This is a genomic window from Nocardia sp. NPDC005745, from assembly GCF_040630775.1.
Classification (GTDB): Bacteria; Actinomycetota; Actinomycetes; order Mycobacteriales; family Mycobacteriaceae; genus Nocardia.
In genome coordinates this window covers 1-22,893 of record NZ_JBEXYF010000027.1, presented here as the reverse complement: position 1 = coordinate 22,893, position 22,893 = coordinate 1, and the positions used below count along the sequence as shown (strand labels likewise).

Annotated in this window: 22 protein-coding genes and 2 tRNA genes; 9 read left to right on the top strand and 15 right to left on the bottom strand. The window is 66.4% G+C overall.

Annotated elements, in window-relative coordinates; translation table 11 throughout:
* Nucleotides 1–50: 50 nt before the first annotated feature.
* The 5 genes from ABZ420_RS25400 to ABZ420_RS25380 all read right to left on the bottom strand — a co-directional run bounded on the left by ABZ420_RS25400 (nt 51) and on the right by ABZ420_RS25380 (nt 5,385).
* A complete protein-coding gene (locus tag ABZ420_RS25400; RefSeq protein WP_357127358.1) occupies nt 51–923 on the bottom strand; it encodes a rhomboid family intramembrane serine protease in 873 nt (290 codons plus the stop codon).
* Between the two features lie 4 nt (nt 924–927).
* Nucleotides 928–1,455: a peptidylprolyl isomerase gene (locus ABZ420_RS25395; RefSeq protein WP_357127355.1), complete on the bottom strand. Its 528-nt coding sequence runs from the start codon at nt 1,453–1,455 to the stop codon at nt 928–930.
* Nucleotides 1,456–1,789: 334 nt separating this feature from the next.
* On the bottom strand, nt 1,790–2,638 hold the full coding sequence (locus tag ABZ420_RS25390) for an ABC transporter permease (RefSeq protein WP_357127352.1): 849 nt from the start codon (nt 2,636–2,638) through the stop codon (nt 1,790–1,792).
* Nucleotides 2,635–3,636 carry an ATP-binding cassette domain-containing protein gene (locus ABZ420_RS25385; protein ID WP_062966936.1) on the bottom strand — a complete coding sequence of 334 codons (1,002 nt, stop codon included), beginning with the start codon at nt 3,634–3,636 and terminating at the stop codon, nt 2,635–2,637. The genes ABZ420_RS25390 and ABZ420_RS25385 overlap by 4 nt, the downstream gene beginning before the upstream one ends.
* A gap of 822 nt (nt 3,637–4,458) precedes the next feature.
* Nucleotides 4,459–5,385: an acyl-CoA dehydrogenase family protein gene (locus ABZ420_RS25380; RefSeq protein WP_357127349.1), complete on the bottom strand. Its 927-nt coding sequence runs from the start codon at nt 5,383–5,385 to the stop codon at nt 4,459–4,461.
* Nucleotides 5,386–5,599: 214 nt separating this feature from the next.
* On the opposite strand from ABZ420_RS25380, the gene ABZ420_RS25375 reads away from it, so the two are divergent.
* The gene (locus ABZ420_RS25375) at nt 5,600–6,304 is read left to right on the top strand and encodes a YoaK family protein (RefSeq protein ID WP_357127347.1); all 705 of its coding nucleotides are present in this window, start codon (nt 5,600–5,602) and stop codon (nt 6,302–6,304) included.
* 80 nt (nt 6,305–6,384) lie between these two features.
* Here ABZ420_RS25375 and ABZ420_RS25370 read toward each other — a convergent pair whose 3' ends face one another.
* The 3 genes from ABZ420_RS25370 to ABZ420_RS25360 all read right to left on the bottom strand — a co-directional run bounded on the left by ABZ420_RS25370 (nt 6,385) and on the right by ABZ420_RS25360 (nt 9,199).
* Complete coding sequence (locus ABZ420_RS25370) at nt 6,385–6,873, bottom strand: C40 family peptidase (RefSeq protein WP_357127500.1); 489 nt, start codon at nt 6,871–6,873, stop codon at nt 6,385–6,387.
* Nucleotides 6,874–7,562: 689 nt separating this feature from the next.
* The gene (locus ABZ420_RS25365) at nt 7,563–8,354 is read right to left on the bottom strand and encodes a hypothetical protein (protein WP_357127344.1); all 792 of its coding nucleotides are present in this window, start codon (nt 8,352–8,354) and stop codon (nt 7,563–7,565) included.
* Nucleotides 8,354–9,199 carry an AAA family ATPase gene (locus ABZ420_RS25360; protein ID WP_357127341.1) on the bottom strand — a complete coding sequence of 282 codons (846 nt, stop codon included), beginning with the start codon at nt 9,197–9,199 and terminating at the stop codon, nt 8,354–8,356. Before ABZ420_RS25360 ends, ABZ420_RS25365 begins: the two co-directional genes overlap by 1 nt.
* A 253-nt stretch (nt 9,200–9,452) precedes the next feature.
* Here ABZ420_RS25360 and ABZ420_RS25355 point away from each other — a divergent pair, with 253 nt between their 5' ends.
* Both ABZ420_RS25355 and ABZ420_RS25350 read left to right on the top strand, forming a co-directional pair.
* Complete coding sequence (locus ABZ420_RS25355) at nt 9,453–9,965, top strand: type VII secretion system-associated protein (RefSeq protein WP_357127338.1); 513 nt, start codon at nt 9,453–9,455, stop codon at nt 9,963–9,965.
* A gap of 375 nt (nt 9,966–10,340) precedes the next feature.
* Nucleotides 10,341–10,886, top strand: coding sequence for a hypothetical protein (locus ABZ420_RS25350; RefSeq protein WP_357127335.1), 546 nt, complete (start codon nt 10,341–10,343; stop codon nt 10,884–10,886).
* A 12-nt stretch (nt 10,887–10,898) separates the two neighbouring features.
* Here the strand turns inward: ABZ420_RS25350 and ABZ420_RS25345 are convergent.
* From ABZ420_RS25345 to ABZ420_RS25320, 6 genes are all read right to left on the bottom strand, one after another.
* A tRNA-Ala gene (locus ABZ420_RS25345) sits at nt 10,899–10,971 on the bottom strand.
* A gap of 110 nt (nt 10,972–11,081) precedes the next feature.
* Nucleotides 11,082–12,659, bottom strand: coding sequence for a bifunctional 3-(3-hydroxy-phenyl)propionate/3-hydroxycinnamic acid hydroxylase (locus ABZ420_RS25340; RefSeq protein ID WP_357127332.1), 1,578 nt, complete (start codon nt 12,657–12,659; stop codon nt 11,082–11,084).
* Nucleotides 12,656–13,012 (bottom strand): DoxX family protein, encoded by a 357-nt coding sequence (locus ABZ420_RS25335; RefSeq protein ID WP_357127329.1) that lies wholly within the window; start codon nt 13,010–13,012, stop codon nt 12,656–12,658. The genes ABZ420_RS25340 and ABZ420_RS25335 overlap by 4 nt, the downstream gene beginning before the upstream one ends.
* On the bottom strand, nt 13,009–13,227 hold the full coding sequence (locus tag ABZ420_RS25330; protein WP_357127326.1) for a hypothetical protein: 219 nt from the start codon (nt 13,225–13,227) through the stop codon (nt 13,009–13,011). The genes ABZ420_RS25335 and ABZ420_RS25330 overlap by 4 nt, the downstream gene beginning before the upstream one ends.
* Nucleotides 13,224–14,159, bottom strand: a complete 936-nt coding sequence (locus ABZ420_RS25325; RefSeq protein ID WP_357127323.1) for a fumarylacetoacetate hydrolase family protein — start codon at nt 14,157–14,159, stop codon at nt 13,224–13,226. Before ABZ420_RS25325 ends, ABZ420_RS25330 begins: the two co-directional genes overlap by 4 nt.
* On the bottom strand, nt 14,156–15,289 hold the full coding sequence (locus ABZ420_RS25320) for a VOC family protein (protein ID WP_357127497.1): 1,134 nt from the start codon (nt 15,287–15,289) through the stop codon (nt 14,156–14,158). Before ABZ420_RS25320 ends, ABZ420_RS25325 begins: the two co-directional genes overlap by 4 nt.
* A gap of 133 nt (nt 15,290–15,422) precedes the next feature.
* Between ABZ420_RS25320 and ABZ420_RS25315 the strand changes: the two genes are divergently transcribed.
* The gene (locus ABZ420_RS25315; RefSeq protein ID WP_357127320.1) at nt 15,423–16,058 is read left to right on the top strand and encodes a TetR/AcrR family transcriptional regulator; all 636 of its coding nucleotides are present in this window, start codon (nt 15,423–15,425) and stop codon (nt 16,056–16,058) included.
* 22 nt (nt 16,059–16,080) lie between these two features.
* Here the strand turns inward: ABZ420_RS25315 and ABZ420_RS25310 are convergent, their stop codons facing one another.
* Nucleotides 16,081–18,282, bottom strand: coding sequence for an MMPL family transporter (locus tag ABZ420_RS25310; RefSeq protein ID WP_357127317.1), 2,202 nt, complete (start codon nt 18,280–18,282; stop codon nt 16,081–16,083).
* Between the two features lie 204 nt (nt 18,283–18,486).
* Here ABZ420_RS25310 and ABZ420_RS25305 point away from each other — a divergent pair.
* The 5 genes from ABZ420_RS25305 to ABZ420_RS25285 all read left to right on the top strand — a co-directional run bounded on the left by ABZ420_RS25305 (nt 18,487) and on the right by ABZ420_RS25285 (nt 22,397).
* A tRNA-Ala gene (locus ABZ420_RS25305) sits at nt 18,487–18,559 on the top strand.
* Between the two features lie 730 nt (nt 18,560–19,289).
* Nucleotides 19,290–19,934 (top strand): hypothetical protein, encoded by a 645-nt coding sequence (locus tag ABZ420_RS25300; RefSeq protein ID WP_357127314.1) that lies wholly within the window; start codon nt 19,290–19,292, stop codon nt 19,932–19,934.
* Nucleotides 19,935–20,150: 216 nt separating this feature from the next.
* Nucleotides 20,151–21,092, top strand: a complete 942-nt coding sequence (locus tag ABZ420_RS25295) for an alpha/beta fold hydrolase (protein WP_357127311.1) — start codon at nt 20,151–20,153, stop codon at nt 21,090–21,092.
* A 30-nt stretch (nt 21,093–21,122) separates the two neighbouring features.
* Nucleotides 21,123–21,575 carry a hypothetical protein gene (locus tag ABZ420_RS25290; protein WP_357127308.1) on the top strand — a complete coding sequence of 151 codons (453 nt, stop codon included), beginning with the start codon at nt 21,123–21,125 and terminating at the stop codon, nt 21,573–21,575.
* Between the two features lie 9 nt (nt 21,576–21,584).
* Entirely contained in the window at nt 21,585–22,397 is an 813-nt protein-coding gene (locus ABZ420_RS25285) for a class I SAM-dependent methyltransferase (protein ID WP_357127305.1), read from the top strand.
* The last annotated feature ends 496 nt before the right edge of the window (nt 22,398–22,893 follow it).

Here is a 22,893-nt window from a genome sequence, read left to right as displayed (position 1 = left end):
GCGTTCGCCCCACGCGGACGCGAATGTTTCACGTGAAGCGAATCGGCGTGTCACGCAGTGGAAGTGATCGCACTCACCGCCACGGTCGCCAGCGCCGCGACGGCGACGAGCGCCACCGCTGCCCAGCCGACCAACCGTGCCGCTTGCGGAGTTTTCACTCGCAGCCACGCGGGCAGGAACAGGATGCCGAGGGTCGCGAGCGTGCCCGCGGCCAGACCGCCGAGATGGCCCCAGAGTGAGATGCCGGGCAGCGACAAACTGATGAAGACGTTGATGCCGATGATGATGAGCATCTGATTCGGGTTCTGCCGCAACCGGAGCAGGATGATCGTGATCGCACCGAACAAGCCGTACACCGCGCCGGACGCGCCCGCCGTCATGCTGTTCTGCGAGAACAGCATGACCCCGGCGGACCCGCCGAGCAGCGAAACCGAGTACACCGCGAGATAGCGCAATCGTCCCAGCACCAGCTCAGCATCGCGGCCCACCACGTACAGGGCGAACATGTTGAGCGCCAGGTGGATCGGGCCGTAGTGCAGGAACCCGGAACCGAGCACCCGCCACCATTCGCCGTCCGCGACGGCCGGTGCCCACAGCACCCAGTCCAGGAACAGCGCGGAGCCCAGTTGGTTGTCCATCAGGTTCTTCGACTGGGCCGCGGTGATCGCGTAGATCACCACGTTGATCGCGATCAGCGCATAGGTCACATAGGGTGCGGACGTGCGGGCCGCTGCCGCGCCCGAGACCGTCCGCACCGGAGCGACGCCGCGCTGATCCGTGCGCAGACAGTCGACACAGTGTTGGCCGACCGCTGCGGGACGCAGACATTCGGCACAGGACGGCCGCCCGCACCGCGTGCAGGCCAGGCCGGTCGGGCGATTCGGATGGCGGACGCACGTGGGTGCGGGCGGCTGGGGATTCATAGTCTCATTCGATCGTGATCTTGGTGATGACGACGGGTTCCAGCGGCCGGTCGTTGCGATCGGTCCCGGTGGTCGCGATCGAGTCGACGACCTTCCGGGAATCCGGATCCACCACTTCACCGAAGATCGTGTGCTTGCGGTTGAGATGCGGCTGCGGGCGAACGGTGATGAAGAACTGTGAGCCGTTGGTGCCCGGCCCCGCGTTGGCCATCGCCAGCAAGTAGCCCCGGTCGAACCGCAGCTCAGGGTGGAACTCGTCGCCGAACTCATAACCCGGGCCGCCGCGACCGGTACCGGTGGGATCGCCACCCTGGATCATGAATCCGGCCATCACGCGATGGAACAGAGCGCCGTCATAGAACGGGCCCGTGTTGCCCCCGCTGGCGTTCGCGGTGGTGTACGGCGCCGAACCATCGGCGAGACCTAGGAAATTGCGCACCGTCTTGGGCGCGTGGTTACCGAAGAGCGCGAGCTTGATATCGCCGTGATTCGTGTGCAGCGTTGCCACGGATGTCTGATTCGGTGAGGTCACGACGCCCATCGTGCCACGGTCGGCGATCCAGCCGCGGAACTGGGCCGGACCGTGCTGTGAGCTGGGCCTCCTGCACGAATCGGCGGGCTGTGCCTAGAGTGGTGCAATGACCTCGGGGCGCTTGCATGTCTCTTCGCGTTCACGTAACCGGCTCCTCCTCGCGGCGGCAGTCGCGCTGGCGGGCGGCGTGGCCTATCTGGTCCGTAGCCGGCGGCCGCAGCAGCCGGAACCCGCCCCCGCTCCCCCGCGCATCGGGTACTCCCGTAACGGCTCCGCGCCGGCACCCTTGGCGGAAGCCGGCGCGGAACACGATCGCTGATTCGGGAATCGCCGGTCAGCGACTGACCGTCTTCTTGTACTGACGCAGAGCCAGCGGCACGAACACCACCATGATCACCACCACCCACATCAGGGAGGTGATCACCGGGTGCCGCAGCGGCCAGGAGTCCGACGTCGGTGCGATCGGGCTGGTGTTGCCGAACAGGTCGCGCGTCGCCTGGGTCAGCGCGGATACCGGGTTCCATTCCGCGATCACCCGCAGGGCGGTGGGCAACTTGTCGCTGGGGACGAACGTGTTGGCGATGAACGTGAGCGGGAAGATCACCATGAAGCTGGCGTTGTTGAACACCTCCGGCGCCCGCACCAAAAGGCCCACCACGGCCATGATCCAGGACACCGCGTAGGCGAACAGCAGCAGCAGGATGTAGGCCAGCACCGCGTCCAGGAACGAACCGCGAATCCGCCAGCCGACGACCAGACCGGTCAGCGACATCACCGTCAGGCTGACCACGTTGATCACCACATCGCTGATCGTGCGGCCGACCAGCACCGCCGACGAAGCCATCGGCAGCGAGCGGAATCGGTCGATGATGCCCTTCTGCATGTCCTCGGCCAGTCCCGCACCCGTGAAGGTCGCGCCGAACACCACCGTCTGCGCGAAGATGCCCGCGATGAGGAACTCGCGGTATCCGCCGGACAGACCGGGCACATCGATGGCCGCGCCGAAGACGTAGGCGAACAGCAGCACGAACATGATCGGCGAGAGTGTGGAGAAGATCAGGACGTCGGGTACCCGCTTGATCTTTATGACATTGCGTTTCGCGATCGTCACACTGTCGCTGACCACGATGGACAGTCGCTCGCCCAGCGAGGGCCGTGTCAGGGCCGGGGCCGTCGCGGTCATCGGATCGTTCCTTCCGTAGCTTCCAGCTTGTCGTTCGCCGCGTCGCCGCCGGCGCTCGTCTCCGCTTCGTGGCCGGTGAGGGTGAGGAAGACGTCGTCCAGGGACGGACGGCGCAGCCCGACATCGTGGATCTGTACGTTGTGCTCGGCCAGCCGCCCGACCGCCTCCACCAGAGCCTGCGATCCGTCGGCGACCGGGACGGTGATCCTGCGCAACCCCGGTTCGAGGTGGATCTCGCCGTCGGCCAGGCTTTTCAGTGCGGTCTCGGCCGTCGCGAGATTGTCGACGCGGTCGACGGTCAGCTCGATCCGGTCGCCGCCGACCATGGTCTTGAGTTCGTCCGCGGTGCCCTTCGCGATCACCTTGCCGTGGTCGATCACCGCGATCGAATCGGCGAGCCGATCCGCCTCTTCCATGTACTGCGTGGTGAGCAGCAACGTGGTCCCGCCCGCGACCAATTCCTCGATGACGTCCCAAAGATCCAGACGGGCGCGGGGATCCAGCCCGGTGGTCGGCTCGTCCAGAAACAGGACGGGCGGATTCGCGACCAGCGCGCCCGCCAGGTCGAGACGACGGCGCATACCGCCGGAGTAGCCCTTGACCGGCCGGTCCGCTGCGTCGGTGAGCCGGAATCGCTCGAGCAATTCGCGCGCTCGTTCCTTACTTCGCTGTACGCCCATGTGATAAAGACGTCCCACCATTTCCAAATTCTCGAAACCGGTGAGGTATTCGTCGACCGCGGCGTATTGCCCCGACGCCCCGATGCGGGAACGCAGCGCCTGCGGCTCGCGCAGCACATCGATTCCCGCGACCGTGGCGCGTCCGGCATCCGGCACGAGCAGGGTGGTGAACACCCGGACAGTGGTGGTCTTACCTGCGCCGTTGGGTCCGAGCAGTGCGGTGACGGTCCCTTCTGGGACGCTGAGGTCGAGGCCGTCGAGGGCCACCAGTTGGCCGTATCGTTTGACCAGACCCTCGGCGACTATTGCGTCGGGCATGATTCTCCTGGGGTTGATGAGTTCGATGTGATGCAGTGCGACGCCAGGCGCCCAACGACTCGCTGGATCGGGTGACCGGCCGATACCCGAGTCAGTATTGTCCCGCCCGCCGACAATTTCATCCGATTTGTTCCGGGTGGGCGGCCCCGCGAACTACCCGGGAACGGAAGAAGGCCGCATTCCGATCCAGTCGGTGCTCGGGGGTACCGGATCGGAATGCGACCGGTTCGATGGTCCCGCGTGCCCCGGCATCGGAGCGCGCGTAGCGGACTACCCGAATCGAGGAAGACCCGTACTCGAATGGGGGAAGTACGAGCGCTAGCCGTCGCGACGAGCGGGTGCGCTCGGCGGGAACCATCGAGTCGATGAACACGAACACATGTTCGCATCGGGGTACGACAAGTTCGGGCGTCACGCACGCCGAGCGGCGCCACACCCGGCGTGATCGACACGCCGGAGTTTCCCTCGATTTCGTGGCGCGGCGACTGGTCGGCATGTTCCGTGCCGCTCGGTGCCGTAGCAGGTCACATCCGCGAAAACACTCGGAAGAGGTTGCTCGCCAATAGTTTTGGCAAACTATAGGACAACAGTCCGGAGCGAGGGGGTCGGCCGGTCGCGCGGCAAGGGCCGTCCGAGGTCGTCCAGAAGGTGAGCCAACCCGAAAAAACTTGGAACGCGGCCGTCCCCCCGCACACACAATCGCACATCATCGAGTAGCATCGTTCACGTCGGCCCCTCCCCCCCCGGGCCGACCCTACGCGGGCCTCGGCTAACTCCCCCCCTTCGCCGAGGCCCGCTCCCCATTTCAGGCCAGGTCGAGCACTATTCCGACTGGTCGTCCGGTTCTATCGCCCGCCACGCGGCGGTGAGCCGTTGCCCGCGCACCCGCCCTGCGGTGGCCAGCAGCGGCCTGTCGCGCTCCCACCGCTGTCGCGTCACCGGGTCCGCGGACTGCCACAGCGGCTCGAGTTCGGCAAGCAGCGAACCGAACAATTCGAAGACGCCGCCGAGAGCGATGTGCACGCCCGCGGAACTCGGCGCGGCGATGTCCAGGCCGCGCACCGCGGCAACCGCGGTCAGCAACTGTTGCCGACTCGCCCGCGGCCAGTCCGACGCCCGGGCCACCCGTACCAGCCAGCCCAGCGTGGCAGCCAGCACGTGGATGTCCTCGATAGTCCGGAACGGCTTGAGGTAGTCCAGATATCCGTCGCCGGGCAGCACCAGCGCGGGCGCGCCGGTCAGCACGACCGTGGCGTGCGGAACCTCGGGCGCGAACGGGAGCGCTGGACGATCGGCTGGACACACGCCGGCTTCGCCCGCCTCGACTACGCAGGCGCGCAACCGATTCCGTCCGTCGGGCGCCGCGCCGACACTGGCGATCACCACCAACTGTCGTGCGAACGAGCCCATGGTCGCGAACGACTTCGTACCGTCGACCAGCCAGGCCCCGTCCCGTTCGGTGAGCGTGGTGTGGATCGCGGCGGGGTGGCCGCCCCCCTCCTCGGTCGCGCACATCGCGACCAGCTCGTCGTCCGGCAGGTCCGGAATAAGCGTCCGCAACGCCTCCTGATAGCCGGACAGGAAGGCGAACCCGAGCCGGTCGGCGCCGAAGCCCCCCGCGATCGCGATCTCCACCGGCTGGTCGAATCGATTCGCGGCCACGCGATGTCGCGTCCACGCGGCGGCGACATCGTCCAGCGGCGCGGTCGCCACCGGCTCGGTCAGCAGGAAGTCGAACAGAGTATCCACCTCAGCACGGTAACCGAGCAGCGATTCCCCCGGGCCATACCGAGCCCGACCCCGGCCGGCGGCGTCCGGACGCTCGATGCCGGTTGCGCAGGGTGACCGCGCGGGAACTCCTCGCCGCCGCGGGACAGTGGCGATCTCTCGGCGCTGCGTCGGCGAATCCGATGAACTGCCTGCTTCACTGGGGTGTCGCGTCGTACCGGAAGGAGTTCGACCTGTGCCGGAACTGGAGGAAAGTCGGAGAAAAGCACTATTCGACTCCGAGGCCAGACTGTCCTGGGTACTGGCCGCACTCGCCGGGCTGATCGGCGCTGCGGCATTCACGCATACGGCCGGTTATTTCGTCACGTTCATGACGGGCAATACCGAACGGGCTGTCCTCGGGTACTTCCACGACGAGCCGGACATGGCGTTGGCGGCCACCGGGTTGCTGCTGTCATTTCTCGCCGGTGTGGTCGTGGCCTCGTGGTGCCGCAGGCGTTACTGGTCGGGGCACCCGCATGGAGCCACTCTGCTCACCACCGTGTGCCTGGCGCTCGCATCCGTCATCGACATTCTGGAGTATCGGAGGGGAATCGAGCCGATCGGGCTGCTGCCGATCATGCTCGTCGCTTTCGGCGTCGGGGCGCTCAACACATCGTTCGTGCAGAACGGTGAGGTATCGGTGCCGCTCAGTTACGTCACCGGGACACTGGTCAAGATGGGGCAGGGTATCGAACGTCATCTCAGCGGCGGCGACTACGCCGACTGGCTCGGATACTTCCTGCTCTACACCGGTTTCGTGCTCGGCGCGCTGCTCGGCGGACTGCTGAGTCTGGTGGTGGCGGGCTGGGCCATGCTGATCACCGCGACCGTGGTGTGCCTGTTGGTCACCGGATTCACCTACCTGCACCTGGACCGGCACGGTCCCCTCACGGACTGAGGTCGCCGGGCATCTGTCGGTGCTCGTCGCGGCGGTCTCCGCCGGACCGGGAACTGCCGGTGTGGATTCACCAGAGGAAGTCAGAATCGGCGGGCGCCGGACACCGGCATCGAGGAGAGCGGGGAAGTGGTCACCCCGATGCCGTAGGTCGATGCGTGGATGACTTTGCCGTCCCCCGCGTAGAGGGCGGAGTGGCTTCCGCCGTAGAACGACACCACGTCGCCTGGCTGCAGATCGTCGAGCGGCACCGGCGTTCCGGTGGCGAGCTGGTCGTAACTGGTGCGCGGCAACTCCACGCCGGCCTGCTCGTACGACCACTGCACCAAACCGGAGCAATCGAAGGAATCGGGGCCGACCGCGCCATAGCTGTAATCGGAACCGAGTTTGGTTCGTGCCGCGTCGACTGCCATCTCTCCGGCACTCTTCTGCGGTATCACCGCCGCGGGCGGGGTGGGTGCCCTCGGCATGATGTCCGGGAACTCGGCGAGGAACGGGAGTTCGATCTCCGGGAGTGCGCCGAGGAGCGGAATCTCGATCGCCGGAATGATCGTCGGCACCGGCAGTTCGATCGCAGGGACGACGACGGAGACCGGGGACTCGACCGCCGGGCCGAGCGTGGCCGGTGCGATTTCGATGTGCGAGATGGGAGTAGCGGCGGCGGCCTCGATCTCCGGGATTCCAGCCGTTACAGGAGCTTCCGTGACCGGAAGGATAGCGTTGTTCCGAAACAACTTTTCCGGTGCGTCGGGAAGCGGTATTTCGTCGGAAACCTCGAATGTTCCTACGCCCGGGATGGTCAGCGGCTGAGCCGATGCCTCCGCGGCGTTGAACAACATGCCCAGCAGGGCGGCCGCTCCCGCGGTGAGTGCCCAGAAGACGGCACGCCGCAGGTAGCGGATATATCGGACGTCGGTCGATGATGCCATGATGCGGTCCTCCGATGCTCATATCGCTTGCCTTCGGTGGGCCGTACGACGCCGTGGTTCCCGGCGCGTGGGACGTCACCAAAGACTTCGAATTGATTCGAAAACCATCACGGTGATTCGTCAGTCCAGGGGATCCGATCCGAGCGTTCACCTTTCGGCATATATCGCACCTTGTAAAGCACGACGCGCCTTTGATTTCGTAACGAAATAATAACTCGTTTCGCCGTGTGGTTCTGCGATATGAATTCCACGACACCGAAATGTATTCACCCGGAGACACTGCGCCCCGCCCGGAAACGGTTCCGCTGCGGGGCGCGTCGTCCATTCGTAATTCACGCGGTGATCTGTTCCTCGATCTGTCTGGCGATCGTGCGGAGCCTCGCCGCGAACTCGCGGGCCGCGCGCGGGTCGTCGTTGGACCCTCTGACGACGCGCTTGGTCAGCGCGGCGAGCCGGGATTCCATGGCGGTGAAGATGTCGGCCGCACGGTCGTTCTCGCCGCCCGCCAGTTCACCGCGCAGCCACGCCTGAAGACGCTCGATCACCACGTCTTCGTCATAGCGTTCCGGCAGGAGCGCCACCGCTTGCCGGAGCTTTCCCGCGGTGACCTTCACGTCGGCGCCCGCCGCCACGGTGGTGTACACGGTGACCGCGGCGTCTTCGCCGTATTCGGCCGCCACCGGCAGCAGTTCACGCACCTGCCCCTCGTTGATCGCGGGCGCGATCGGATGCAGCCGCGCGGCCAGCGGCCAAGCGCGAATGAGCTTGTGGGCGTAGGAACGCTGCATGTCCCACCGCTGTTCCACGTACTCGTCGAACGTCTCGTGGCTGTCCCGGTACAGTCGGCCGTCGCGCACGATCTGCAGAGCGCGCCCGGCCGCCCAGAACGCGATGCGCAGCGTGTCGATCGATGACTCGCACACCGTCAACTGCGCGCGCTCGCGGTCGCTCAGCGGGCCGTTACCCGCGTCGGGCACCGGCATGGTCAAGACATTCGGGCTCACGGCCGGCTTCGGCCGCCGCCATTCGGCATCACGCAGCGGTGAGACGGGCGGGGTGTGCTCCGCGGTGTCGGACAGCGGATTGGCGCCGCCGATCGAACCCTTCCTGCGTTGTGGAGGCATCAGGCCGGCACCTCCAATAGTGCCCGGTACGCGTTCACCAGCTCGTCGCCCACCTGCCGGTATTCGCCGAGATCCTCGATCGGGTTCTCCGCGCCCTCCCCGACCTCCCCGTCGGCCGCTTCTCGATACCATTTCCACGCGCTCAAATAGGAACCGAAGACGTCGTAGCCCGCGCTCTCCAGGTATCCCCGCTGCGCACGGTATTCGGTCGAGGCATTCACACCTTTCTTCATGATCACCGGCACTTTTGTCATCAGCACCCGCACCCGTATTTCCCGGTTGCTGTCGGCCGCTGCTTCCTCGGCGGCTTTGAAGGTGCTCGGGACTCGTTTCACCTCGGACGGGCTGACACTCGTCAGCAGCAACAGTTCATCGCTCTCGGGAATCGCGGCCTTGAAGATCTCGGCCGACTCACCCCCGGCATCCACGATGATGACGTCGAAATCCGCGGCGTTGTCGGTGATGCAGTCGTTGACGTGCCGTGAGGGGAAAGCGACCAGGTCGAACGGCACCTCGATGCCCCCTTTGACCAGGCGCCGGTACCAGGAGTACCCGGTTTGGCTGAGCGGGTCGGCATCGATCACCAGCACCCGACGTTCGTGAACCGAAGCGAAGTAGCTCGCCAAGAAGAACGCTGATGTCGTTTTACCGACACCGCCCTTGAGATTCCCCAGCGTGATAACCAGAGGTTCGGGCAATTCGAGTGGCGCAACAGAATTCGTCATAGACGGTCCTCCGAGGGTGAGGAGTGCATTACTGTGCGGGGCCAGTCTGGCACAGAACCGGCGAATACCGTCCGATTGCGCCCTGTTGTTGCGGCTGTGCCGCCACTGCTCTGTGTCCAATTGGACACAAAAACCGTCGTTGGATCGGCCGACGAATCCATCGTGCCGCCGAAGTGAGGACCGGCAGGAAAACCGTCTTACGCCGTCGCGCCTTCCGCGTCACGATGACACCACCGTACCCAGCAGAACTTCCCCATGTTGGGAATATTCGAGGTTAGCCCGGACTGTGCCGGACCGATGATTACCGCGAAGACTCTCGCGGTTCGATGAGGGACCGTGTCGAGAAGGGCAGTTTGTGATGGAGCCGCAACCGGTGACGATCCGGCGTGACGACTGGCTATTGTTACTCGATCGCGGGTGGAAGCGGGCCAGCCCCTGGTCCGAACCGCCCACAGAAGCCGTCATCGGCGGCTGGATGATGGACGAGGACGGCAAAGCCGGTCCCTTTCAACCGAATCCGGCATATCTCCCCGGTGACGAAGCGACACCGACCGACCCCACGGATGCGCTGCTGCGCTCGATCGCCGCGGGCAATCCGGTCGGCGAGGAACTGCTGGCTCTGATCCGCAACTCGGTGGTCGAGATAGTGTGCGATGAACAGGACAAACCGATTGTGGACACCGCGCCGGACGGTGTTCGGTGTGTGCTCGTAGCCACCGCGGAAGCACAGAAGGTGGACGTGGGGCCCAACCGCTGGTGGCCGGTACTCGGGAGCGAACTTCCCTCGGTGGTTCCCTCGGGACTCGATATCCTGCTCAATCCCGGAGGGCCGGCCCCATTCCGTCTCGCGACGGAGGTATTGCGGAACGCCGGCAGAAATCAGTGAGCGCGCCCCGTGTTACCCGTATTCGCCCGGATGGTCGGGCGTCTGGATACAGCTGTCGGGAACGCGGCACGAGCGGTGGCAGGCCGCCTCACAACCACCGGCGCTCATCTGCGGGGGACGGCTGTGCGCCTCGAACACGCCGATGCGGAAGGCGCACTTCCCTTCCGGCATTCGGACACACAACCTGTGGCCCGGCGCATGGTCGGTGAGGATCTTCGTTCAGGACAGTTCGTCCGCTTCCAGGCCGACGACGTCATCACCGTTCCCCTGACCGATTCGCGGGGAAACGTCATAGGCGTTTCCTTTCCTTCGAGAAGGGGCGATGTCGGGAGCAAGAAGCTATGGGCGCGTGCGAAATTCAGGTCCAGCGATCACGTGCACTATGCCTTCTGGAAGGAGGATCCGGAGGCGAAGAAGCCCACGTGGGTCTTCGGCCGCCGGCGCGCGGCGCCGTGGGCGGACACCGACCCCGTCTACGCCCATGCGCACGCCGACGCCCGCACGTTCCATGTCTCGATCAAGACGGGGCGTTGGGGATCGAAACCGGTGCAGATCGATGGAGCGACATACGCGGAGTTGCTGGCCGCCAACAAACATCTGGCGCAAGCGCTGGACACGAGAGCGGGGCCGTTGGTCCTGCTGTCTTGCAGCCCGGCTCGACCCGGCGGTTCCGCAGCGGCATCGATGTCCGGACACCTGCACAGCCGGACGAACATCGATCGTGACGTGTACGCCGCGAAAGGTGACGTGATGACCCAGACATGGCGCTCTCGCGAGGAGGTCTCCAGTGTCGGCGTCGAGGTGGATTCTTCGGTCGGAGATGCAGCCGACTCCCTGTGGGAAGTTCATCGGGCCCCTCGCGACACCCCCGCGGGGTCCGACGACCAACTCCCGCCTCCGACCGTGCGGAACGAGCTTTGAACTGCGTGTTCGTGGAGCCTAGGGGAATCGAACCCCTAACCCCTGCCTTGCAAAGGCAGTGCTCTGCCAATTGAGCTAAGGCCCCTGGGGTTCAGCGGCTGGTCACCTCGTGCCACATGTCCGCGTCGCTGCGCCGGCGCAGCTTGGAGATGCCGAAGAGAACCAGAAGCGCGACACCGGCGGTGAGGAGAAGTTTCATGGTTTCCACCCTACTGCGCTGCCGGAAGCGGGCCCAGGAGTGCTCGAGCCGTCGGCGCGATCCTCGCGAGCGCGCGAACCGAATCGGGGCATGGCTGCGCAGAGTCCCGGCAGGTCCCGGGCGGAGCGCTGCACGGCGCCGTCCGGACGGACGAGAACCGCACGAGCACCTGCCCGCCGCAGCCACCTCCGCAGATCGGTCCCCGGGGCTGCTATCACCAGCACCCCCCCGCGTTCGCCGACCAGTGCGCGGTCCGCCGAGGTCGGCTGAACCGCGGTGACGATCGCGTACCGGCCCCCGATGACGTCGTCGTAGCGACGACCGTCCTCTAGGACCGCGTTGGGCACCAGATGGCCCGACCGGCCGCCACCCAGGCGAGGACGCGCGACCAGCCCGGACCGGCGTAGCGGCGGGGTCTCGCCGCTGGTCACCAGCGCGTGGAAACCGGGTAGTCGACGCAAGCGCGGGGCCAGGAGACGGCGCAGCAGGTTGCCGAGTTCACCGCCCTCGGTCATCGCCATGCCGGTGATCTTCGCCAGCCGAATCATGTTTCGCGCGTGTGGTTTTCGTTCGATCTGGTAAGAGTTCAGCACCTGTTCGGGAAGGTCTCCGGCGAGCACGCCCGCGAGCTTCCAGGTAAGGTTGGCCGCGTCCCGCAGGCCCGCGCCCATGCCCTGGCCGATGAACGGTGGGGTGAGATGGGCGGCGTCGCCCAGCAGGAAGACCCGGCCCGCCCGCCAGCGGTCGGCGAGCTGCGCGCGGAAGGTGTACTCGGCTACCCGGAGCAACTGGACTTCCTCCACCGGAATATCGCCGGTCCAGGGGCGGATCAGCTCGTGAACCCGGCCGATGTCCTCGTAGTCGGCCGCTGCCTCACCGGGACGCAGGCGGAACTCCCATCGATACCGTGTCGTTCCGATGCGCATGTAGGTCGCGGCGCGGAAGGGATCGCAGACCTGATGCACGCCTTCCCACGCCCCGAGGTCGGCCGTGGTGGCCACGTCGACGACCAGCCACCGTTGCTCGAAGTTCAGCTCACGCATCTCGGCGCCGATCGACGCGCGAACCAGGCTGTTCGCCCCGTCGCAACCCAGGACGTACCGCGCATGGACCGACTCCGCCGCGCCGGTGGTCCGGTCGGTGAAGTCGACCCGGGCGCCGCGCATCTCCTGGGTCACCGCGGTGACTTCGGCATCACCCCGAACAGTCACTCCCTCATGGCGCTGCGCCGCGGTACGCAGAATCGCCTCCAGCTCCGGTTGGTCGAACATGTTCGCGTCCGGGTACCCGTTGCGGCCGCAGGCCGGATCGCGGCGGAATTCTGCCAGCACCCGCAGATCCCGGTCGAGCAGCCGCAGGCCGAGCGCAGGCCGGGATATGGCGTCGAATTCGTCTCCGACGCCCAACCTTCCCAGGAGCCTGCGGATTTCACCGTCCAAGTGCACCGCGCGCGGTTGCGGATAGATGCCCTCCCACCGTTCCAGGACCAGCGACTCGACACCGTATCGGGCGAGCAGTAGGGCCGCGGTGAGCCCGGTGGGTCCGGCGCCGACGATCACGACCGGAACGTTCACCGGGCGGCCCCCAGCAGCGTCACGAGATACACGACGGCGACGAGGCCGCCCACGATCGCCGGGGCGAACTCGCGGACGCCGTCGCCGATGCGCACGTGGACGACGACGGCGCCGACCAGCAACAGCACAACGCCGATCCCCGCCGCGAGGCCGAGCTGCCACCAGCCGATGCCGAGCAGGAGCCCGAGGGCGCCCGCGGCCTCCGCGAAGCCGATCCCCCGGTAGGCGGCGACGGAGTATCCGGTGTGCGTGGCCCGTTCCCGCATCGACGGTACGGCCAGTATCTTCGCCACACCGATCGCCGCGAAGAACACCGCCAGCACCGCGGCGAGCAGGACCGATGCGACGCTCATCGGAGCACCCCACGCTTCCACGCGAGCGCGTACCGACCCGGAATCACCGCGACGATGCTTTCGCTGCCGGTGTGGTCCAGCTCGACAGTGGCGCCTTTCGCGCCGTCGTCGACGGTGACCGCGATACTCCCCACTCCGGCCGGCTCGTCGAGGGCGTCGAGAAGATCCCGGCGGGTTGCGTCAGCGCGCGGCGGCCACCGCAGGTCCCCGGTCACCGGTACCTCACCGTGGTGCGCTGGCGGCCCAGATCGATGGCGCCGTCGTCGGTGGATATCGCGGCCTCGACGACGTCGCCGTCGTGCAGATACTTCGGGTTCTTGGCCTGGCTTTTGAAGAACATCTTCCACTTGACCGCGGGCGGGAGCAGCGAGCCGATGATCTCGACCGGTTTGGGCGGGGCGCTGATCGCCGTGCCGACGGGGGTTCCGGTGAGCAGCAGGTCGCCTGCGTCCATGCGCTGGAAACCGGTCAATGCCCGCAGGGTCACCAACGGCCGGTAGATCATGTCGGCGACGGTCATGTCCTGACGGAGGCCGCCGTTGACCCACAACCGCAGCCGCAGATCGGTGAACCGTTTCAGCTCGTCGTCTTCCAGCAGCATGAGCACAGGTCCCACGGGGGTGAACGTCGGATACGATTTCGCCTCGTAGAACTGGGTTTTCGGCAACTGGACGTCGCGGGCGGAGATGTCGTTGGTGACCACGAGACCGGCGATGTAGTCGGCCAGGTTGTCGCTCGTGATCTCGGATCCGACCGGCATGGCGCGACCGAACACGAGGCCGATCTCCACCTCGTAATCCAGCAGCCGCACATGCGCGGGCCGGATGACGTCGTCGTGCGGGCCGCTGATCGACCCCGAGGCCTTGCGGAAGAACGTCAGCGGCACCGTCGCCGGATCACCGCCGGAATCCCGGACGTGCGAGGCGAAGTTGGTCATCTGGGCGACCACCCGACACGGCGCCGTCACCGGTGAGACCGGCGCCAGGCTCTCGACCGGCACGACCTCGCTGCTCGTGGACGCCGCGCGGATCGCCTGCCGATCCGCCAGCAGTTGCCCGGTGGTGGTCGCCGTGGTGTCGACCTCGGCCGCGCCCGCGGGTGTGACCACCCACCAGGCGTCGGCGGTGCGAAGAACGGAAATGCTCATGAACCGGCTACTTTCAACAGGCCGCGCAGGCGACGGAGATCGAATTCGTTGTCCTCGCGCAGCGCGTCGACCATCGTGCGCAGCTCGCGGAGGGTTTCCCGGCTCGGTTTGAGGCCGAGGAAGTCTTTGCTGGCAGGCGGCCCCCACTGCGCCAGCCCGGATGCGGTGAACGGCGCCCAGCCGGGTTCCACCGTGCAGTCGAACATGTCGCCGTCACTGAAATGCTCGACGAGGAGTCCGTCCGGGTCGCGCCAGTAGTCGAAGATCTGGCTGCCCTTGATGTGCCTGCCGATCCCCCACGACCGGTAGTAACCGTGATCACGCAGGTACTCCCCGCCCGCGGCCATGGCATCCAGATCGGCGACTTGGTAAGCGGAGTGCACGTACCGGTTCGCCGGGCCGAGCACCAGTGCCAGCGTGTGATGGTCCGTGGGCGTCCGGCCGCGATCACAGCGGATGAAGCTCATCACCGGGCCGCGCTCGCGTTGCCCCGGGTAGTAGTGGAAGTCACTGACGATCAGCCCCAAGTGCCCCAGGTACCAATCGAGCGTTTCGAGATACCTGGTGGTCTGCACCACCACATGCCCCAGACGCTGAACCCGCGCGGGCACCCGGGGTGGCCGCTGCGTCCGATTGACCCGCGCCACTTCATGCCCGAAGTTGAACGTATGCGGCTGCTGGGCGGGCAGAGCGGCGAGCTCGTCGGTGTCGGCGACTACCCGCACCCGTAATCCGCTCGGATCGGTCAGCTCGACGGTCGACCCGCCCAGGGTCTCGGGCAGGGGCGCCACCGTGCGGCCTGTGGCCTCGGCCAGTCGGAGCAGGTCTGCGGTGTCCGCCGCACGAAAGGCCGGGCCGACGAACCGCGAGCGCACGCCTCGGCGGATCAGCACGCACGGCGCCTGCGGATCCGCGCCTCGTAAGTACAGCTCGTCCCCTGCGCGGAACGAGGTGGCGAAACCGAACGCGTGCGCGAAGACCTCGGCGCGCTCCAGGTCCGGCTTCTCGAATTCGAGCCACGCCAGATCGTGCACTTTCACGATCGGTTCGCGCGCCCGCCCCGGATGTTCGCCCGCTACCGCGCCGTTCTCGCTGTGCAATCCGGTGTGTGGGTCGTGACGGTCCATCAGCGACCACTCCCTTTCCTTGACTGACGATATCGTCACATACGACGCGATTTTCAGTCAAGGCCTTACTGAGGAATTCGTCATCATTGAACCGCAGCGCTACCATGGTTGGGCGCCGACAGGGAGAGGAGCGGGCATGACCGATCGGACCGAGGTGGAACCCAACCGCCTGGAGCGCCGTAAGGCCCGCACCCGAGCCGCCCTCGTGACGGCGGCCCAGACGTTCATCGCGACCGGGAAGCCGAACGCGCCGATCCTGGAGATCACCCAGGCCGCGGATGTCGGCATGGGGTCGTTCTACAACCACTTCCAGAGCCGGGAGGACCTGTTCCAGGCGGCGGTGGAGGAAGCGCTCGAGAAGCACGGCGCGGTACTCGACCACTTGACCGAGGGCATGGACGACCCCGCCGAAGTCTTCGCGCAGAGCTTCCGGCTGACCGGCCGTATGCACCGCAGACTGCCAACCCTGAGCAAGGTGTTGCTCAACACCGGCCTCGCGCTCACCGCCTCCGACAAGGGACTCGCACCCCGCGCTCGGCGTGATATCGAGGCCGCGGCTCGCAGCGGCCGGTTCCAGGCGCCTGACGCGGAGTTGGCCATGACGATCGTGTCCGGGGCGGCGCTGTGCCTCGGCCAACTGCTGCACGATCACCCCGAGCGCGACGACGCGGCCGCCACCGATCAGGTCACCGAGAACCTGCTGCGCATGTTCGGTATCCCCGCCGACGAGGCGCACGAGATCTGCTCGCGTCCGCTGCCGTCCCTCGACTAGGCCCCCGGAGCACCGGCAGGCGTCACCCGCTGTTGCCCCGGACGGCGCTCATGGCGAACTCCTTGTCCAGTTCGGTGCCCTCGATATCGAGATCGGGGACATAACGTCCGAACCAGCGCGGGTGGTACCACATGCGCTCGCCGATCAGGGCCATGACCGCGGGCACCAACGTCAGCCGCACGACGAAGGCATCGAGGAGCACGCCGATCGCCAGCGTGAGGGCCAGCGGCTTGACCACCGGGTTGTCGACCCAGGTGAACGCCACGAAGACGGCGAACATGATCAGCGCCGCCGCGCTCACCACCCGTGCCGAGTGCGCCACCCCGTTCTGCACCGACCCGGTCGCGTCACCCGTGCGGCTGTATTCCTCTTTGATCCGGGAGACGACGAAGATCTGGTAGTCGCTGGAAAGCCCGAAGATGATCGCCAGGATGATGATCGGCAGAAAACTCAGCGTCTGCGCCTTCGTCACACCGAAGAACTCCGCTCCCCATCCCCACTGGAACACCGCGACCTGGACGCCCAGTGCCGCGAAGACCGACAGGATGAAACCGACGATCGAGGACAACGGCACCAGCACGGTGCGGAAGGCGATCGTCAGCAGCAACAGCGCCAAGCCGACGACGACCAGGAGAAAAATCGGCAGCGCCTCGGCCAGCCGGTTGGACGTGTCGATGTTCGCGGCGGTCGTTCCACCGATCAGAAAGGTGGCGCCCGTGTTCGCCTCGATCCGGTCGCGGTTGTCGCGCAGCCGGGTGACCAGCTGCGCGGTCGCCTCGTCGTCCGGCCCGGTGGTCGGCACGACCTGGATGAGCACCAGGCCGTCGCCGCTGCCCGCGGGCTGAACCGCGGCGACATCGGGTTCGGCGCGCAACCTGTCCGTCAACGTCTGGGCGGCGTCCGGGGTGGTGGCTCTGGACAGATCGGTCACCATCAGCAGCGGTCCGTTGAAACCCGGACCGAACGAATGGCTGACCAGGTCATAAGCCTTGTGCGCTGTGCTCGATTCCGGCTGCGACTCCCCGCTCGGCAACCCGAGATGGATCCGGGTGACCGGGATCGCCAAGACGATCAGCGTCGCGATACCGAGCACGAGCAAAGGCAGCCGGTAGCGCGTGACGAACCGGCCCCAGCTGTGCCCCATCGTGCGCTCCGGTTCGTACGCCGCGATCCGCGCCACCTCTTCGGCGCGTCCGGGACGCAGCGGCGGCGAGACGAAGCGCGCGACCGTATCGCCTGCGAACCCGAGTAGCGCGGGCAGCAGTGTCAGGGCCACCAGCATCGCCACCAGCACGGCGCCCGCCGCGGTCAACCCCATGACCGTGAGGAACGGGATACCGGCGACCGCCAGCCCGCACAACGCGATGATCACCGTCACCGCGGCGAACACGACCGAACTGCCCGCCGTGCCGACAGCCAGGGGTATCGACTCCTCCGCTGCCAGACCCAGCACGATATTGTGCCGATGCCGGGACAGGATGAACAGCGCGTAGTCGATTCCGCACGACAATCCCAGCATCAATGCCAGGGAAGTCGCCGCCGCGGGCACGTCGACGAACGCGGCCACACCGAGGATTCCGGTCAGACCGATCGCTACGCCGACCAATGCCGTGACGATGGGCAGCCCCGCGGCGACCACCGCCCCGAACGTGATCAGCAGGATGACGAAGGCCGCGGCGATGCCGAGGATCTCGGGCGTCTCGGGCACCTCAGCGGTGAAGCCCGGGTACACCGCTCCGGAGAACTCCACCTCGAGCCCCGCCTCGCGGGCGGGCGCGGCGAGGCGGTCGACCTCATCCAATGTCTGCTCGGTCACCTCCCCCACCGGCACCGAGAACTGGACGCTGCCCAAGGCAACGCGCTGATCGGGTGAGATCGCCTTCGCCTCGAACGGGTCGACCACGGTGGACACCTGCGACAGCCCGCGCAATCCGGCCATGACCTGCTGGATCTGCGCGCTCACCTGCGAGTCGGTGACCTCGGCCAAGCCCGGGGTCGCGAACACCACCTGCATCTGCGCGCCGCTGTAGGCCGGCATCCGCTGCTTCAGCAGCGAAACAGCATCCTGCGACTCGGTGTTCGGAATGGTGAAGTTGTCCGTGGTTTTGCCGCCGCTCACCGCGGCGAACCCGATCGCGCAGGCGAGCAGCACCAGCCACACCGCCAGCACCCACCAGCGCAACCGAGCGACCGTGCGGGCGAGGGCGAACAGATACCGAGACATGCGGGTCCTCTCATCGAGCAACCGACAACACATCGAAGAACCGGATCGTGACGCTGCGGTCAACCCTAAATGTCCATACCGGGCCGGACAGCGACATCGCCGCAATCGGCGTTCACCTCGACGCGACAACCTGCCGTTTTGACCATCTCAGCGGGAAGAAGGTACCGTTTCGAGGCGTCTGTACGCGCAAGCGGTGACAGCTGCGGGGCCTTAGCTCAATTGGCAGAGCACTGCCTTTGCAAGGCAGGGGTTAGGGGTTCGATTCCCCTAGGCTCCACTCCTCGAAGGCTCATGCTCGCAAAGAGCATGAGCCTTTGTCGTTCCACGGTTCGGTGAATGCAATCCCGTACCCCGCGCGGCGGGCTTCCCGGACGTGATGGTGTTGAGTGGTCGTGGTCCGAGTAGGTGCCCGGCGGCCAACGAAAGGCGAGTGCTCACGGAAAAGCGCCCACTCGAGTGGTTTTCACACGTTTCCGAGCCAGCGGGATTCGGATGGTCGACGACCGAATGAAGAGAAGATGGAGTGGGCTCAGGAGGACTTGAACCTCGCCAGCGCACCCTGCGTTTTACCAGTTCAGCGAGCCGATCCTCGCATAACACTGTCGCTCGACTGCCATTTCACGACGCGTCACTATATTTCACGACAGACCATACCAGCTCAGGTGATGACACGGTCATCACCAGGTGAACGCAGGGATCCGCTGCTCGGTGATGACGGCGTCATCACTCGGATCGCGCCCATCGCAGAGCAGACCTCCGCGAGCGGCCCCACAACCCGCCGCAACCAACAAGCCCCGATTTGGCGATCGAAGTCGGTGGCCACTGAATGAAAGTTCCCCTAGACGGCCATTGCGGTTCCCCACCACGGCCGGTTATGGCGATCCGACACACTGCCAGCAATGGCTCGAGCGGAAGGAGAGAAGAGGGGATCACCTGCGCTGTTCGTGCGTATCGCAGTCGACAAAGGGTAGGCGGTATTGGCACCTACTTCGACGAATGGAGGCGTCATGAGGGACGTCGACGATAGTGCTTACGCAGGCGGCGGCCGTCCGCTTCGAATTCCACGTAGCCGGGGAGCCCTCGGCGGGCTAGCGGTGTTGCTCTTGGCCGTGTGGGGTGCGCTGATCCCATTCCTCGGCCCGTACTTCGACTTCGCGTTCACCCCGGATGAGCCATGGGTGTGGACCGCGGCGCGCGGGTGGCTCCAAGTACTGCCCGGCGTCGCCGCGATCATCGGCGGCTTGCTCATGTTGGCAAGCCGCAATCGGCTCGTGGCCAGTTTCGGCGGGTGGCTTGCAGTGGCGGCGGGCTTGTGGTTCGTGATCGGACCGCTGCTGGCGAAGCCACTGGGGATCGGGGATGTCGGCGAACCTGTCGCCACGTCCGACCTGAAACGCGCCGTGCTCCAACTGACGTACTTCTATGGTCTCGGTGCGCTGATCCTGTTCTTCGCCGCGAGTTCGCTCGGCCGCTTGTCAGTACGCAGCGCACGCGACATCGCCTTCGCGCGACGCGAGGTCGTCGATGCCAGAGCCGCCGCCGAAGCCGACAGTCAGCGAAGCGTGGCCGACACGCCAGGACCTGACACACCCACCTGGGCCGATTCCGCGGCGAGGCCACGGCCGAACAAGCGCGGGCTACACCGCAGCTGAAATTGACCCGTTCCGGCGTTTGCCCGATGCCGGCCCCGTTCCGGTACGCCCGGACCGGGCGCCGGATCGCGACGTGTGGGCAGCGAGGCCGCGGACGCCTGCGGGGGGTGTGATCGCCTCGGCGAGTGTGACTAAAGAAATCTCGGGGTTGCCGTAGCTAGTCATTTCAGTCAAGACTGAAATGACTAGCTGCAATTTGCATGAAAGGTGGCGGCGATGACTCCGCGTCCTGAGCAGGTGATGTTCAACAGTCTCGGCACTTCGTGCGCCGGTGATCTGTATCTGCCGGAGGCGGACGCCCCGGTTCCCGGTCTGGTGCTGGGGCACAGCGGGGTGATGGTCAAGGAGGCGCTGGCCGTGTTCGCGCCGCACTTCGTGCGCGCCGGGTTCGCCGTGCTGGCGATCGATTACCGCACGGTCGGTGCCAGCGAGGGCGAACCTCGGGGCCAGGACTATCCGCAGCGGCAGGTGGAGGACTTCCGCAGCGCGATCTCCTACCTACAGAGCCGACCGGAGGTGGACAGGGCACGGATCGGGTTGTGGGGTGTCAGCGTCGGTGGCTCGGTCGCGGTGCAGGCCGCGGTGCTCGACCGGCGCGTGAAGTGTGTTGTGGTGCAGAGTCCCAGCGTGTGGAACGGGTGGCGGTACCTGGAGCGGTTGGTCGGCCGCGCCGGTGTGCAGGCGCTGCGGGACCGGCTGGACGAGGACTGGCAGCGCCGCTACGAGGGCGGGGCCAGTGCCCGGGTCCCGCACCTGAGCCTGGACGGGGAGACCGTGCGGGACACGCCGGACCTGGCTGCGGAGATGTTCCCCAGCTACCGCAACGAGAAGACACTCGACTCCACCGAGCACCTGCTCACCTTCGCGCCGGAGGATCTCATCCACCGACTGGCGCCCACCCCGCTGTTGATGGTCGCCAACGGTGGGTGGGATCCGTACCACATGCTCGAGGAGGCACAGAGCGCGTTCGCCAGGGCCGGCGAGCCGAAACGGCTGGAGGTGCTGCCCTACGACGTCCTCGGCCTCTACACCGGTCCGGGCCTCGACGAGGCGATGGCGCTGGCCGTGGATTGGTTCGACCGCTACCTGCGCCAGACCCGGCTCGCCACCGTCACCCCGACGCCCACCCGCGAGTCGGTTGCCGCCATGACACAGTGACGGCTCCGACAAGTCAGCGAGGAGGACGCCATGTCCAGTCAGGACAACCAGGACGAGGTGCTGCGGTGGGTCGAGCGAGTGGCCACGTTCTGCGTGGAGGAATGGGCGCTCGCGCCGATCACCGGGCGTATCCTCGGCCTGCTGATGATCTGCGACCCGCCCGAGTGCTCCGCCGGCCAGATCGCCGAGGCGATCCAGGCCAGCCGCGCTTCGCTGACCTCGAACATGCGTTTCCTCGCCGCCATCGGGCTGGTCCGCAAGGTTCGCGTGCCAGGTGACCGCACCACCTACTACCGCATCGAGGACGACGCCTGGCACAAGGTGATCCAGCGCAAACTCGACAGCCTCGGCGCCTTCGGCGACATCGCCGATGAGGGCATGAAACTCGCCGGCAGCGGGTCGCACACCGAACGTATCCGCGCCGCCCAGCAGTCCCTGACCTGGCTACGCGACATCGCCGCCCGCAATCCCCCGACAACATAAGGACTTTCCGTGCAACGCTTGCGACTGGACCTGGACCCGCTCCGGGAAACCTTGCTGCTCACCCTCTACGCGAGGGCTCTGGACACCAAGCTTCCCCACCCGATCCTCGGCGACACCCACTCCGCCGGCATCGCCGACGCGATCGACCACGACTTCGCCAAGCTCGCGCTCAAACCCAGCCTCGTCTGCGGCACCGCCCTGCGCGCCAAGAAACTCGACGAAGCGGTCCGGACATTCGTCGCCGACCACCCTGACGCCGTCGTGCTCGACCTCGGCTGCGGACTCGACACCCGCGTCCTCCGCTGCGACCCGCCCGCCGGCGTCGACTGGTACGACGTCGACTTCCCCGACATCGTCGACCTGCGGCCCCAGTTCCTCCCGGACCGGTCCCTGCGCATCGGCGCCGATCTGACCACACCGGGCTGGCTCGACCCGCTGCCCCGCGACCGGCCGGCCATGATCGTCGCCGAGGGCCTGCTGCCGTTCCTGCCCGGCGACGCTTTCCAGCGGATGACCCAGGAGTTGACCGCGCACTTCGACACCGGCGAACTCGCCATCAACGGATACACCCGCTTCGCCGCCTGGTCGATGAAGTACCACCCGACGATCAAGGCCATCGGCATCACCGCCGCCCAGGGCTTCGACGACCCGCACGACCCCGAGACCTGGAACGCCGGCCTGACCTCGGTCGAGGAGCAATTACTCACCCGCGCCCCGGAAGTCGCCGACTTTCCCCAGCCTCTGCGCGCGGCCACCCGGCTCATGAGCCACAGCACCGCACTGTCCCGGCAAGGCACCCGCATACTCCGCTACCGGTTCTAACCGACCTCCATCGCCACACCACCCAGCACCGCAACATCTCACTCGCCCTCTCCGGACGCCCCACACGTCGTGCATCTCACCGAAACGACCACAAGACCGGCTCGCTCAAATCCACTGCGCCCGAACCGAACCACCGACAGCACGGAATCGCGGCCGTGGTGACGATGGCATCGCTGAAAGCTGATCTGGCCAACGCCCACTCCCGCCTCGCCCGGCTCACCGCTCACAACAAGCAGCTCGAGAAGACCCCGCTCGAAGAACGCGACCAAGAACTCTTCGCCGCTCGCGCCGCCAACAGGGAACTGTGTTCGGTCCACTTGGACCGAACCAGCGGGGTCACGTCAGGTGGGTGGGAGTCCGCGTCCTCAGACGAGCCAGCCGCGAAACGAACGCACCGGCCACTAGTACTCCAGCCGCACTTCGTTATGTTGGGCGGTAGTCTGTTTCGTTGTGTTGATCGATGAGGATCTGGCTGCGTGGGTGGCTGGGCTGGATG